At 42.6% G+C, this 14,322-nt stretch carries 13 protein-coding genes; 4 read left to right on the top strand and 9 right to left on the bottom strand.

Annotated features, from left to right (window positions below; genetic code table 11):
* Nucleotides 1-101: 101 nt before the first annotated feature.
* The 9 genes from T357_RS0104850 to T357_RS0104810 form a co-directional block, all read right to left on the bottom strand.
* The gene (locus tag T357_RS0104850; RefSeq protein WP_031549328.1) at nucleotides 102-953 is read right to left on the bottom strand and encodes a flagellin N-terminal helical domain-containing protein; all 852 of its coding nucleotides are present in this window, start codon (nucleotides 951-953) and stop codon (nucleotides 102-104) included.
* 184 nt (nucleotides 954-1,137) lie between these two features.
* Nucleotides 1,138-2,733, bottom strand: a complete 1,596-nt coding sequence (locus tag T357_RS0104845; RefSeq protein WP_031549326.1) for a hypothetical protein — start codon at nucleotides 2,731-2,733, stop codon at nucleotides 1,138-1,140.
* 19 nt (nucleotides 2,734-2,752) lie between these two features.
* Complete coding sequence (locus T357_RS0104840) at nucleotides 2,753-3,871, bottom strand: glycosyltransferase (protein ID WP_031549324.1); 1,119 nt, start codon at nucleotides 3,869-3,871, stop codon at nucleotides 2,753-2,755.
* Nucleotides 3,868-4,503: a PilZ domain-containing protein gene (locus T357_RS0104835; RefSeq protein WP_031549322.1), complete on the bottom strand. Its 636-nt coding sequence runs from the start codon at nucleotides 4,501-4,503 to the stop codon at nucleotides 3,868-3,870. Before T357_RS0104835 ends, T357_RS0104840 begins: the two co-directional genes overlap by 4 nt.
* A 41-nt stretch (nucleotides 4,504-4,544) precedes the next feature.
* Complete coding sequence (locus tag T357_RS0104830; RefSeq protein WP_049962279.1) at nucleotides 4,545-5,399, bottom strand: lytic transglycosylase domain-containing protein; 855 nt, start codon at nucleotides 5,397-5,399, stop codon at nucleotides 4,545-4,547.
* A gap of 39 nt (nucleotides 5,400-5,438) precedes the next feature.
* Nucleotides 5,439-6,632 (bottom strand): hypothetical protein, encoded by a 1,194-nt coding sequence (locus tag T357_RS0104825; protein ID WP_049962278.1) that lies wholly within the window; start codon nucleotides 6,630-6,632, stop codon nucleotides 5,439-5,441.
* A gap of 12 nt (nucleotides 6,633-6,644) precedes the next feature.
* Nucleotides 6,645-8,078, bottom strand: coding sequence for a PspC-like choline-binding domain-containing protein (locus tag T357_RS0104820; protein WP_081828049.1), 1,434 nt, complete (start codon nucleotides 8,076-8,078; stop codon nucleotides 6,645-6,647).
* Nucleotides 8,056-8,397, bottom strand: coding sequence for an EscU/YscU/HrcU family type III secretion system export apparatus switch protein (locus T357_RS0104815; RefSeq protein WP_031549314.1), 342 nt, complete (start codon nucleotides 8,395-8,397; stop codon nucleotides 8,056-8,058). Before T357_RS0104815 ends, T357_RS0104820 begins: the two co-directional genes overlap by 23 nt.
* Entirely contained in the window at nucleotides 8,384-9,796 is a 1,413-nt protein-coding gene (locus T357_RS0104810) for a hypothetical protein (protein WP_031549312.1), read from the bottom strand. Before T357_RS0104810 ends, T357_RS0104815 begins: the two co-directional genes overlap by 14 nt.
* A 352-nt stretch (nucleotides 9,797-10,148) precedes the next feature.
* Here T357_RS0104810 and flgM point away from each other — a divergent pair, with 352 nt between their 5' ends.
* The 4 genes from flgM (at nucleotide 10,149) to T357_RS0104790 (ending at nucleotide 14,266) form a co-directional block, all read left to right on the top strand.
* A complete protein-coding gene (gene flgM, locus T357_RS20015) occupies nucleotides 10,149-10,463 on the top strand; it encodes a flagellar biosynthesis anti-sigma factor FlgM (protein WP_049962277.1) in 315 nt (104 codons plus the stop codon).
* Between the two features lie 21 nt (nucleotides 10,464-10,484).
* Complete coding sequence (locus T357_RS0104800) at nucleotides 10,485-10,916, top strand: hypothetical protein (protein WP_031549308.1); 432 nt, start codon at nucleotides 10,485-10,487, stop codon at nucleotides 10,914-10,916.
* 225 nt (nucleotides 10,917-11,141) lie between these two features.
* The gene (locus T357_RS0104795) at nucleotides 11,142-13,073 is read left to right on the top strand and encodes a flagellar hook-associated protein FlgK (RefSeq protein ID WP_031549306.1); all 1,932 of its coding nucleotides are present in this window, start codon (nucleotides 11,142-11,144) and stop codon (nucleotides 13,071-13,073) included.
* Between the two features lie 23 nt (nucleotides 13,074-13,096).
* Nucleotides 13,097-14,266, top strand: a complete 1,170-nt coding sequence (locus T357_RS0104790) for a hypothetical protein (RefSeq protein WP_031549304.1) — start codon at nucleotides 13,097-13,099, stop codon at nucleotides 14,264-14,266.
* The last annotated feature ends 56 nt before the right edge of the window (nucleotides 14,267-14,322 follow it).

Raw genomic sequence — 14,322 nt, 5'->3', positions numbered from 1 at the left:
TTATCTTCAGAGAAGACATAATCTTTTAAGTGATACCACAATAAAAAGAGGAAGAGCAAAAGCTCTTCCTCCAATAATCAATATTTGTAGATCTGAGTATATTATCCGAGAAGTGAAAGAACACCCTGAGGTGACTGATTTGCCTGTGCAAGCATTGACTGTGCAGCCTGGTTAAGGATATTGTTCTTGGTGTAAGCTGAAATCTCCTTAGCCATGTCAGTATCGCGGATTCTGGACTCTGCAGACGTTGTGTTTTCATTATTAACCTTAAGGTTATTAATGGTATGCTCAAGTCTGTTCTGCTTTGCTCCGAGCTCAGCTCTGAACTTTGATACTTCATTTACTGCATTCTTAAGTGTTTCAATAGCCGTATTTGCTGAAGAAACAGACGAAGCACTTATACCACTTACCTTATTAGTACCACCAAGTGCTGATGACTTCATATTGGCTCCCTTCAGTGATAAAACTTCTCCTGAAGAAGCACCGATCTGGAACTTTCTTTCCTTAGTATTTGTAAGGACGTTGATTCCGTTATACTCGGTTGCTGTTGCAATACGGTCTATCTCACTCTTAAGCTCGTTAAGCTCAAGCTGGATATTCTGTCTTGCTGTGGTACTGTCACCAACAGTGTCATCTGCACCTGTACCATAAGTTCCGTTAGCAGCCTGTGTTGCAAGGGTTGTCATTCTTTCAAGCATCGCATGTGTCTCTGTAAGAGCACCTTCAGCTGTCTGGATAAGTCCGATGGCGTCGTTTGCGTTGGCCTCTGCCTGATCAAGTGCATTGATCTTATTTCTCATTGACTCGGAAATTGCAAGACCTGCAGCGTCGTCGCCGGCCTTATTGATTCTGTAACCGGATGACAGCTTCTCTAAGTTCTTACTCAGAGCGTTTGTGTTCTTAGACATGTTTCTGTAAGAGTCGATTGCTGAAATGTTGTGCTGTATAACCATAAATTCCTCCTATTGTCGGCCCGTGTAAGAACATCCTTGTCCAAACCGGCACTCAGCTTCCTGAGCACCAAGCCTTTTATTATGATTTTTTTTACACCTTTATTATCGCACGCTTTCTCAAAATTATAAACGTTTTTTCAAAAAATTTATATTTTTATAATTATCCCGGGATGAAAATTTAATCTCATTCATAACCAATAGGGCTTTCGGAAAGTCTGTTTTCGGGCTGCGGATCGCTCTTCTTTGGCTTTGCGCGCCTTCTTATCTCACCGAACAGCCTGAAAGGTGATTCCTTCGTTAAGGTTTCCTTTATGATGTTAGTTATGGATACCCTGTAACCCGGATCGTTAATTGACGGAATCTCCGAAAGCAGACCGATCTGTGCATCGGCATCCAGCCCTATATCATTGTATTTAAGCACCACGTCTTTTACATACTTATAAGAAACCGTGGCAGAACGTCTTTCGTTTGCCACCAGAACCTGATTCATCTCAGATATATATCTTGCCCTTATGGTAGTTTCCGAAGCCTGCTTTTCATATGTCCTCATACTAACTCTTGAGGCATCGTGACCGGCTCTTCCGTAACCCATATCTATCCATCCGTATTCATCCACCAGTATTCTGGCTGCGGAATCAAAACCGTAGTAGATGATCTGCTCCTCTCTGATCTCCGCAAGAAGTCCGGATGAAGCTTCCGGGATCAGATTCATGATGAGATTCGGGTCATTGAAGGGCACCCTTATAAGCTTCATTTTCGTCTCTGTATAATAAATGTTAAGAATGGCTCTGAGAAAATCATGGATTCTCACATCATCATATCTGTATTTGGCTTCCGCTACCGCAAGCTCAAGAATGATCTTATTCTTTATTTCTTCAGACATATTCCTGGCTCTCGCCACTTCTTCAACACCTGAGGCATGTCTCAGAAACTGGGCATTTAACATCTCCTCTCTTACATTCATTGTATGATTTGTAAGAAAGGATACTTTCCTTATAACACTTGACTCCCTGTCATTTCGTATGGATATCGCATGCATGGGCTTTTCACCCGCAAGTCCTATGCCGATGATCACCGCCTCAGGTGATCTCTTGATGTTGTTAAGGATAACTTCGTCATTCCAGAAAACCATATGATTATAGTTTTCCTTCAACTCGTAAAAATGGATGTTGGAATACTTCTGATACTCGTTTTTTAAAATATTGGCAGCCTCAACATTGTATATATTATTGCATGCTGTATATACATCCACCCTTTTATTCTGGTGAAGATCACCGATGAAATCCGAAAGTACCTCATCCCGCTGACGGAAATTTATGGCCTCCTCCAGGCGGTCAAGATCGATCTCTATGGAAGGACGATTTTGAATATAAGCTACCAGTTCATATTCATTTATGGGAACTGTGAGACCCTCTACACCATTTCTTCTGGCTCTTTGTATATTTTGAACCAGAATACTAAGCATATGATTGATTTCATTCTGATCCCCCTGATCATCAGATGCTTCGCAGGTCGTAATGACGGTCCTCGTGCCCTGGCCATTTACAGATTCAACTATAAGCTGATTACTGCCTTCATTTTTCCTTATGTTCACTCTGGCTTCCGGGGTAAGCTCCACTATCTCCTCTCCGGAAATATTGTAAAGCGATACCGGCTTATTGCTGTATTGATAATCCACAGGTTCTTCACGACTTTTGTCATTGCCATTAAGGATCCTGGTAAATGTACTTAATGGATGGTCTTGATTGAACCTGTCAAAAAAATCATTGATCTTACCCATCTAAGCATCCCCTTTTTTGTCACAAAACTTTTATGCGCTCCTCTGCCTTTTTATACCCTTGTTCTGCTGCCTGCTTATAATAGTGAAGCGCCTTTTCCTTCTGTCCGGACACCTCATACCAGGTTCCCAGATTATAGGCTGCCTTAAAGGAACCGGTTCCTATAACCCCTTCCGGCCTCTCAACTTCCCCAAGACTCAGACATTTAAGATAGCTTTTCTCTATATACGGAAGCAAATGATGATATTTCTCAGTATTCTTAAGTACCAGTTTCATATAGAAAAGACCTGAGTAGAAATAAAAATCCGGATTTCTTGTGAAATCGTACTGGACCTTTCCCATGATATCGTTTGCTTCCTCCAGACTCTCCTCGGTATCCATATCATAAAGAGTATAAAGATATCTCATGATTCCGTCAGTCCAGTACGGCGCCTGTCGTATCTCCTTTTTGCCGGAAAACCTGAAAAAGGTCCTGAAATAGGGAAGACTCTCCTCTTCTCTTCCTAAATTACGAAGAGTTATAGCCATCTGATAATTATAGTAAGGATAGTTTGGTTCCTTCTTCAAAGCTTCGATCAGATACTCAAGGTTCCTCTGACCTTTACCCTCCTGAAGATAACCGTCATGCTCCGCATAGAGTGGAGACATCTTATTAACTACTTTGGCATTAACCTGCTCATGGATGCTTCCTCTGTATCTGATTCCTGCGGGAATTATCCTTGCTATCTGAGTAATACTTCTGTCTATCTCATCCCCGTTAGGATACGAATCCTCTCTTTTTATAAGACCCAGCCATCTCATACCCTGACGGTCATACATCATGTCTATAAAATCCCTTAATGCTTTAGGATTACTTTCTTCATCATTCTTTAGATACTCATCTGCATCCAGAATCAGGTGTATCTCCCCGCCATGGTCCCTTTCAGAATGACCAAGGGCGAAGTTTCTTGCTTCGGAGAAATCATTAACCCAGGGAAAATCGTAAACATGGGCACCGAATTTTTTAGCTATTTCGATGGTGCCATCTGTGGAGCCGCTGTCCGCTATAACTATATTGTCCACAAAGGGCGCAGCTGCACTTAAACATTTTTCCAGACAACGTTCTTCATTTTTTACGATCATCACTAAGTTTACGATCATTGTTCCCCGCTCTCCTCAGCCTCATTTCTACGCTGCTCTCTGAGTACATTAAAAACATATCCACGGATGGCGGTTTCTCCGCCTTCATTAAGCTCTATAAATCTTAAACCATAGCCATTACTTCCGGACTCATCCATCTGCCCCCAAAGCACCATACACCTGAAGGGTCTTTCAACATTTTTAAAGGTATAGTGAAAATTAAGGATCTCCCCTATGGTCAAAGGCTCAGAAGTAACCATATATATACCGCCTGCGCTTATGTTGGTGATGACACCAAAAAAGCTTTTCCCATTATTTTCCGAGGTAAACTGGACAGTTATATCCACAGAAGCTCTTATATCCTGCTGCCTCTGTATGATCTCGACAACCTCCAGGATTTCACATTCTCCCATCCAGAACTCACTCATTCTGGGATATCCGGGATTTTTACGAACCACCACATCACATTTTGCTTTGATGCAGCCCTTTATATTGTCATTGAAAATGACTTCTGTCCTGCTCATTCGAATATCCTGAAGGTTAGGGTCTTTAAAATACAGGGCAGGCTTATTGTCAATTCCGCTTACCACTCTGACCTTATAATCCTTATCCTCATATCTAACGGTGCCGCTGTGACAATCCTTAAGTATCATCTGTTACCTCTTATCATTACGGTTCTAATTATTCTATAGTATCAGTCATCATCAAAATCCATGTCGCCGATACTGTTCGTAGTATTCATGAGCATCTGAAGCCTCAGTATCTCGATGAAATTCGCAAACATCTCTTTATCTACCGTACCCGTCTCATCAATTTCTTTGTTAAGAAGGCCGGAGAATATGGTGTTTATTCCCATCATTCCGCTGTTTTGTGAAGAACCGAATCCAAGAGTTGATATCAGGGATTTCAGTTCATCAACGCTGCTGCCTTCACCTATGAAACCGGATCCTGCCTCCGAGACAGTTCCAAGTACAGAATTGATGTCTATGGCAGCATCACTTTGCAGATCTGCCATTATCTTTTTAACATAATTCTGGGTTTCTTCATATGGAGGAACCCCGTCATATTTTCTCACAGCTCCGGAACCTGCATTATAGGCTGCTAAAGCAAGCTTCAGATCACCGCCGAATTCCTTAATGTTGGCTGCCAGAAGTTTGGCACCACCCATGATATTCTGCTCCGGATCAAAGGGATCGCTGACTCCCAGTTCCTTAGCAGTTGCCGGCATAAGCTGCATTATCCCCATTGCGCCTGCTTTGGATACTGCAGTTACCTGAAAATCCGATTCTGTTTTTGCAACCGATTTTAACAGCTTCTCAGAAACCCCGTAAGTACTGGCGGCTTTCTTGAAAATCGAGTCAAGATTACCGGCCGTTCCGGAAACCGTTTTAGCGGTTGTTTTCTCGGCTGTTTTCTCAGCTGTTCCCGCAGCCTTTACACCATCCAGAACATTCTTGAAGGTTTTTGTATCCTTCGAAAGAATGGTGGTTCCCTCAGGTCTTCCCTTTCCGGTTTTATTGATCTCTGAGATAGACTCCATAAGTGGCATATAACACATCCCCCTTTATTAAGTACACTGTAAATTTAATCATTGCTGTGCCATCATCCGGCCAAAATCATCAAGATAGTAAACCTTGCCTCCGTCATAAAGATATCCGGTCTGCATCCTTCCGCTGCTGTTGAAATAGTACCAGAAGCCGTTTATAAACACCCAGCCGGTGTGCATCCTTCCGTAGGTAGGATCCAGAAAATAAGTACTTCCGTCACCGTCCACCAGGAATCCAGTCATCATCTGGCCCTTATTGTCAAAGTAATACCAGCTGTCTCCTATATACTTCCATCCGGTGGCTGCTCTTCCATAGTCATCATAGTAAAACCAGGCCCCTCCCGGATAGTACCAGCCGGTGGTGCTTCCCTGGGCACCATTATATATATTCGCAGTTCCTTCATTCGTTGTTGTATTGTACCCTATAGGCGTAACACCCTTTGTTCCTGTGCGGGAATTTACAACATCCTCTTCCGAAGTAACCGCCTCTCCCTCCTTAAGATACTTTTTCTCATCCGATGTCATGGGTATGGCTTTTACTTCATAATAGTAAGTATCTTTTGTGTACTCGGGTATCTTTTCAGAGAGATCCAATGTTGTGCCCCTTACCTTTTTTGTCAGAACAGAGGTGTCATTTTCATAAAGGGTAACCTCGTACCCCGGTGCGTAATCAACTTCTTTCCACACAGCCTTCTTGAAATTGTAGTCCCATCCTGCGGATGTGGTACAGTCGAGAACGGTACAAGGCATATAGTATACCTTTAATCTCAGAGTATCTCCGTCATCTACTCTTCCGCAATGGTTAAACTCGGCTCCCTTTAAAGTCACCGTCGATCTGTTCCAGTTTTTCGCGAAGTAGTAACCCTCATCCGCATGAAAATCTATAGTGATAACAACCTTGTTTCCCGGTTTCCACTTTTCGATATCCTTTGAGTAATCAATCTCTCCTATATCAATATTACTTGTACTTGTGGTAATGGTAGGCGCCAGAATCTCACCGGGATCTCCATAATTTTGTTCTATATCTACTTTGATCTTATCGATGATACTGCCATCTGCTTTGGCAGTTTTTGTATGAGTAAGCAAAAACCATGCCACAATAAGCAGAAGCATGAAGAGCTTTGCAGCTTTATTGGATCTTTTTGCATCCTTTTCAAGCCTTTCCAGCTCCTCCTGCCTTTGTTCCCGTATACGGTCTCTGTATGAAGGTCTGTTTCTGTTGTATGGATCCTTCATGTCGTGCCTCTCTTACTGCATGATTCCGTCATTGTTAACATAATACTCACCAATGTAAGCATTGGTAGCCATCTGTCCGCTTCCGGGGTAGAAGTAATAATAGTTTCCGTTCACACTGTGCCATCCCTCAACCATAGTTCCGTCAGAGTCACAATAGTAGGTCTTGCCGTTTCTGTGAATCCATCCTGTGAACATAACTCCCAGAAGTGAATTATCAATATCGTTCAGGAAATAGTATTTTCCGTTTTCATAAAGCCAGCCTGTATACATGGCACCATTACTCTTGAAATAATAGTATTGGCCGTTGATGATACGCCAGCCGTTATTGGCTGTCTGACCGTAAATCTCACCGGTTTTAAGCTCATCTCTGGGGATCAGATAGTACCAGTCCGAACCGTTTTTCATCCAGCCTGTATACATAGCACCGTTCTTTAAAAGAAAATAGGTTCTTCCGTTAACTTCCTGCCAACCGGTCTGCATCTGTCCATACTGATTAAAGAGATACCAGTCATTATCTATGTATGCCCAACCGGCACCCTGGAGTGTGTTATCCGAAACATATCTGTAATACCAGAAGCCGTTGTCTTTATACCATCCAAACTGATATAAAGGTTTTGCCTGTCCGCCGCTTCCTCCCCGGCCTGTTCCGTCAGACACATCTCTGTCTGTGATTACCAGTTCTGTAGAACTCACCCATTCACTGTTACCGGTATACTTCTTTTCCTTGCTGTCGGTAACTATGGTTCTCATCTCTACCTGATATTTACCTTCCTGAGTCATATAAGGATAAAAATTATAGAGAAGCCCCGAACTTGTGACGGTGGTAACATTCTTTTTATCTCTCAAAAGCTTAAGTTCGTAAGTCCCGGAGGTGTTATCCGGCCTTGTCCATCTTATCTCACCCAGCTTATTATCATTCCAGAATACATCCGTCGGAGAATCATAATCTCCCTTTATGGGATCAATCTTAAGAGTGATAATGAGATCATCCTTACTTTTTGTGGCATTCACGAAGGTACCGCCGGTTATGGATACGTTGGAACTTCTGTAGCTGCTAAGAAAATAGTTTTTCGATATATCCGAAACCTGAAGGGTGATTCTCATGGTAGGGGTCTCTCCGCTCTTGGCTCTCGTATCTGCCCCACTTGTCCACTCCGCTTCTGTAATAGAATACTTATTGCCGCCGGTTGATACGGCGATCTCATTATCATCCACAGAGGTTTTCTCAACTTTGATTTCTTCAGGGATCATCCTGCCTGCTTCAAGCTTTGACTTAACCTTGACAGACACAGTATTGATGGGCTGTGTGGCGGCAAAGGAAGCTATTCCGGTAAGGCTAAGGAGTATCAGAAGCACCGGCAAAAGTTTCCGCAGGAAGCTCCTGTTTGCTTTTGCCTTTAATCCTGTTTCCTTATTCATTTTTTTACGACTGAATGATATCTTCATCTCCCATTACTTCCTTAGGCGGTTCCGGCTCAGCTACCTTGTTGTTTTCTCTTTCAGCGAATCTCAGGAAATAAACATATATTTCTACAACTGCACTGAAAAGCTCCGGAGGAATCTCGGCTCCAAGCTTTAATTGCGTAAGGAGTGAAGCAAGAGAATCATCCTCATACACAGGCACTCCCGCCTTCATGGCCGTTTCAGTGATCTTTTCTGCTGTGTATCCCATTCCGGAAGCAACTATTACCGGTGCTCCGTTTTTATCGGGATCATATTTTAAGGCTGCTGCCTTTTTCTTTCTGATAGGTTCAGACGGCGACATTTATACCTTTCTCCTTTTCCTTTATCTCAGGAAATACTTCATCCACCCTGTGACTTCTTGTGAGTACCCCAAGTTCCATGGTGCTTACCCTGAGACCGTTTTTTGTGATGATGTCCTGGATACTCCTGGAAATGTTTTCCTGAGGTTCCGTAAGTGTCGGCGGGACAAATATCTGCATATTGACATTACCGTTATTCACCATGGATATCAGCTCAAAATTGCCGACATTCTGAATACTGAATTTAATAAACAGCTTCTGTTTTTTTGCAGCATCAGGTCTGTCTCTCTCAGCATCCGGATCTATCCACATTTCCGACATAACATTTTTATCCTGATATCTGAAGGGAACCAGCAAATGAAGAAGCGGCATATAGACACTCTCATTCATCAAAAGATGATTCAGTACCTTATAATATTTTTCTACACTTTCTGATCCCGCGCTTCCTTCTGTCCCCTTCTGTATAAGCTTTGTAAGCATCTCCGGCAAATTTTTGGCCTTCTCCGATTGTGGTCTCAGATTCTCCATAGCCTTTTGCAGGGCCTCCTCCGGATCTCCTTTAAAGAACATTCGGAAGTCACCGTTTTTGATCATCTTGGTAAACAGCTGCTGAAGCACATTCTTGTCTCCTGCCTCATACTTTACGGCATAAAGTGAGAACAGGACACTGGCGGTCCTGACAGCACCATAGTTATGGGTTTTTGAGACATACTTTGACAGAAAAGGTATGATCTCTTTGTTAATGACCTCTGTATTTTTTTCAATATCTCCGGGAGCTGCGTTTTTGTCCAACTGTTCCATCAGTTTGGAAAAACTCTCTCTTGAAGAAGGAAGGAGCAAACTCTCGATGTCTTTACCGAGAGACTCCATTTGATTGAGCAGATGCTCACTCGACGCATAATTGTTATAGGTTTTTACAAAATCGAGAATCGTTTCTCTAAAGGAGGGTGAAATCTTTTCATTCAGGATATCCCGTAATCCATCGAAGAGCTCTCCTGAAAATTTCACCTGCGCCTGCTGCTGTGATTCTATAAGAGTCATCAGTTCTTCCGGCTCCGTAGTCTCCATCTCTGTGAAAAGCTGGGTCAGAACTTCCTGAATCTCTGTGTCTCCCATGGTCTGCAATGCAACCCCGTCCGTAAACAGAAGCTGTTCCATTTCCATGGTGAGCTGCATGCCTTCATACATCCTTTGAATAAAATTCGTATAATTCGATTCAAAGTTTATGGTACCTTCCCCTACTTCAAGACCTATCTGTTCACCGTTTTCCCCCGGGGGAGAAGGGATCACCCTGTCCGGCGACTGTATCTGAGGGGTTTGCGGCGAATGGGGATACACTCCGGGGGAGCCTATACCCTGACCACCCATGGTAGGATTCTGTACCTGTAATATATTGGCCATATTATTTATCTCCTTTAAGCGATCTTGATCGCATAAATCGCATAGTTAATTTCCTAATAGTATTATATCGACTTCTTGATTATGAACTATTAGAAAAAAATGTAAAAATACACTTATATTTTTTGGAAAATTTGCCGTTTAACATGTGCAATTTAAAATTTTTATAGCGTTATCCAATTCTTGATGTTATATTGTCTGAGCAAAGGACGATAATATGTTTAAATAAAAACAAGAAGCACAATTTTTTAATGAAAAAATTTTAAATATAAGTTATTATTTTGAAACTACTGTCGATATTATAAGCAGAAGGAACTCATTGATTTAATTGTGCGTTTATGCAAGGAGGCAATTTATGGACGTCAATTTACGTACTACTCTGTTTGGTAAGGTTGGATATACCAATACAGACAAGAATGTAAACAAAAAAACAAAATCCTCTTCCGCATCATCCGCATCTTATGTGAGCAGTTTTGATAAGGCATCTTTCTCAACAAATTCTGTCAGCGATGACAGCTTCGCATCGATGCTTGCTTCAAAAACCGCCGCTTCTATGAAATCAGGCGTGAGCGCCAGCAGGGTTGCGGAGCTCAAAGCACAGGTTCAGTCCGGCACATATAATGTGGATTCAACAAGAATTGCGGAACGTATGCTTGGATACAGAGGATGATATACCCTTTAAGGAGTGAGTATGACAGACTCTGCAACATTTAACGATTTCACAAAGGTACTTACAGGACAGGTATCCGTTGTGAAAAAACTCATCAGGCTGGAGCGGGAAATGACCGTTTCCGCCTCACATGATGACCCCAAAAAACTTGATGTCCTTGTCAAAGAGGCCCAGCCCGATCTTTACAGTTTTCGAAGTCTCGAAAAAAAACGTGTCCAGCTTGCCGAAAAGCTTGGTTGGAAGGGTCTTCGGTCCAGCCAGATACTGTCCCGGGTGTCCGAAGAGGAAAAGTCGGTATTAAGTCCCTTATTTGATGATCTGAAGGAAGCTCTTGAAATCTTGAAAGAGAGTCAGGTGTCTGCTGAAAGGATCATGCGTATCAGACTAAATGATGTTAATGTTGCGATATCCACCAATAAAATTCCAAAAGCATTTCAGGATACTTTAGCTTGATTTTACCCTTTAAAATCATAAATGAGACATAAGGCAGCTGTACATGGAAGTGTGCAGCTGCCTTTCTTCTATGTCCGGATTCTTTCTTTACTGCCCACAACATTCAAATTCTTTCTTTATACTAATTTTACCCCTGATATCTAATGTTTTTTGAAAAACCGACGATATATATAAGAGAAATAAGATGATTATGCGAAAGCATGCCTATAGACAGGAGGTAAATTTATGGTTCGCCCAACATTCGGAGGTTTCCAGACTGCTCTCACATCCCTGCAGTCAAACTCAAAAAAGCTTGATGTAACCTCGCAGAACCTCGCCAATATGAACGTAGAAGGCTATACCAGGCAGCAATTAAAGACCTCCAGCCTTAACTACAATAATCCCACATCCTATTACATGAACGAAAACGATGTGAACGTTGGCTTCGGTGTTTCCATGGACGAAGTAGTTCAGCTTCGTGACCAGTTCCTGGATATTCAGTACCGGGATCAGAATACAAAATATGCCTACAACGACACAACCGAATACTCACTGAATACTCTGGGTAGTTTTATGGACGAGTCCAATATGGACGGAATCAGAGCATCTCTTGACGAAGTTCAGGAAGCTCTCACTATCATGCAGGATACTTCCAAGGTTCAGGATCCCATATATGAAGGCCAGCTGCAATCTACCCTGAATGCTACCTGCGTGCTCCTTAATTCTGCAGCAGACAAGATAAAAACAGCCGAAGATAACGAATTTGAGAAGCTCTATGGTGAAGGAACCTCTGAGGGTGGTGCCGTTGAGAAAATCAATGACCTTCTTCGGGAAATAGGTGATCTCAATAAACAGATCAAACATAACCAGCTTATGGGAAGTAAAGCTCTGGAGCTTCTGGACGAGAGAAACCTGAAGATTGATGAACTCTCATCTTATATACCCATAACTGTTGAAAGCTTTTCAGAGACCTATAATGTATATGAGACCGTGACCGCTACTGATTCCAATGGTAATCCTATTCAGGCTACTGACGGAGATGGTAATCCATTAGTCGATGGCGATGGCAATCCTGTTTATGAAACGGAAACAAAAGTAACAGAACGTCAGAAAATCTACATATACAACCAGACCGGTGAGATTGCCGGCAGGTCTGACTGGCCGTCGGATTTACGTATATCTCTTGATTACACCACAACTAATGCAGACGGTACTGTAAATAATGAAAGTATAATCCTGGTAAACGGCACTTATGATGATGCCAATGGATTTAACTACGGTAAAGTAAAGCTGACAGGAGCAGATAATGACCCTCCTACCTATACCAAATGGAACAGCACAAACCCTGCTACATCGGGAACCGGTCCTTTGGATGTACAGCTTGATTTTATTTCAGCAGCAACAAATAAAAAAGGAACTCAGGTATCAGCCCAAACCATAAGAACCGCCAACAGTGCTACAACACCCGGAAACGGTGAAGTCACCTTCTCGGGAGGTTCTGTTCAGGCAGGCCTCGATATGCTTGCCAAATCAGATCCAAACGGCACAGCCACCAGCGGCTTAAAGCAGGGAACCTATTATGGCTATGACTACTATATGGATAATCTGGACAATCTGGCACAGACTCTTGCTGATGAGATGAATACATATAATTATATGGGTAATACCTGGGATTACCCCACTCAGACTGAAGCTCAGGCAAGGGCTGCCTCAGAATCTGCCATAGATGGCGGCGCAACTGATTACATTATGCTTGTTAACAGAAGCACCCAGACCGGAAAGTTCGATGAGATCACCGCCGAAAATATTTCCCTCAGTAAGAAGTGGATAAACGGCGATACAAAAATAGGTCTTAAGGGTGCCGACTCCAACCAGACTGTCCTCAATATGCTGAGATCCTTTACCCAGCCTCATTCAGAGCTTGCGGATAAAACCTTTGCAAACTACATGAACAGTCTTTCCACAAGACTTGCCAATGACCAGTACAACAATAAGGATGCCATGGATACCAACAAGATCGTTCTTGACAGCATTACAAGCTCCAAGGATCAGTTATCCGGCGTAAGCCTGGATGAAGAAGCAGCCAACATGATGATCTATGTTTCCTCATACAACGCTGCCGCAAAAATAATGACTGCTTTTGACGAAACCCTGGAGACTCTTCTTGGAATCGTCTGATCTTATAGAAAGGAGATACTCCTATGCGTGTCACAGCTTCAACCTTTTACAAAGACTACGCGAAATCTGTTCAGGATCTGAAATCCAAATACAACAAAAGTATGCAGCAGGTTTCCAGCGGAAAAAAGTATGATAATGCTTACGAAAGTCCTCTTGACTACTATGCGGGAAAAAAGATAGACAATCTCTATAACGATGTAGTTACAAAGGATACCATGATAAAGGACGTTATCAACCGTCTGGAGCAGCAGGAATCCACTTCCAGAACCTTCTACTCGGAGATGAGTGACCTGAATATCAAATACGAACAGATGGCTTCTTCATCCTATCAGGGTCTGGAAAGTACTGTAGATACCATGCATACCTACATGCTTAACAAGCAGCAGACCATGACTCAGGATCTCAACGCTACCTATGAGAACTACTATGTCATGGGCGGAAATGACCAGACCACGGTTCCTTTCACCATGGATGAAACCGGTATGAAACTGAGCTATCATCACAAGTTCCCCGGAGACAGCAAGGCCACGGTTATAGACATGACATATGACCCGACAACAAAATCTTTTACATTCGGAGGAACTGCTGCAGACGGCAGTACATTGTCAGAAGATCAGGCTCTCAGCAAGGTTCTTACAGCAATGCGTGAACAGGGAAGAATGTCCCTGGGCTACGGCGATATCAACACCGTGGAAACTCTTCCGGATACATACTACGGTGGTTTAAACATGGTAACGGGTCTCACTTCGGAGAAGCTTCGTGCCATGGATGACGCTTCCGCAAAGGAAGCCATCAAAAGTGCCATGAACACCTCTGCTTTCGGTCTGAATGCACAGGCTGTGGATGCAACAAAAACCTATTATGATTCTTTCTACGGAACAGAAGCAGAGCAGCAGGCTGCCTACGACAGGCTGGGTGAAGACCTTGCCTATGTTTTGGGAGGCTGGGATCATGCCATGATCAGCGTCAGCAATACCTTCCGTCGTATCGGTGTAGCTACTCAGACTCTTAATGAAGTAGATAACCAGTTGCAGACTGCCCAGGACACTTACATTGAAGAATATAACGATCATATGTACATTGATACTTATGAAGCCATAGTACAGATGTACCAGAATATGTACTCTTACAATGCAGCGATGCAGGTGGGTTCAAAGATAATGCAGAATTCCCTTTTTGATTTTGTTCAGTAAGAACAATAATTCCATCAAAAACATAGCAATATTTAATTTTATAAGATATACTTAAT

The sequence above is a fragment of the Oribacterium sp. FC2011 genome (genome assembly GCF_000701645.1).
In the GTDB taxonomy this organism is placed as follows: Bacteria; Bacillota; Clostridia; order Lachnospirales; family Lachnospiraceae; genus Oribacterium.
Note: the sequence above shows the minus strand (reverse complement) of the source record. Positions and strands in the feature narration are given on the sequence as shown.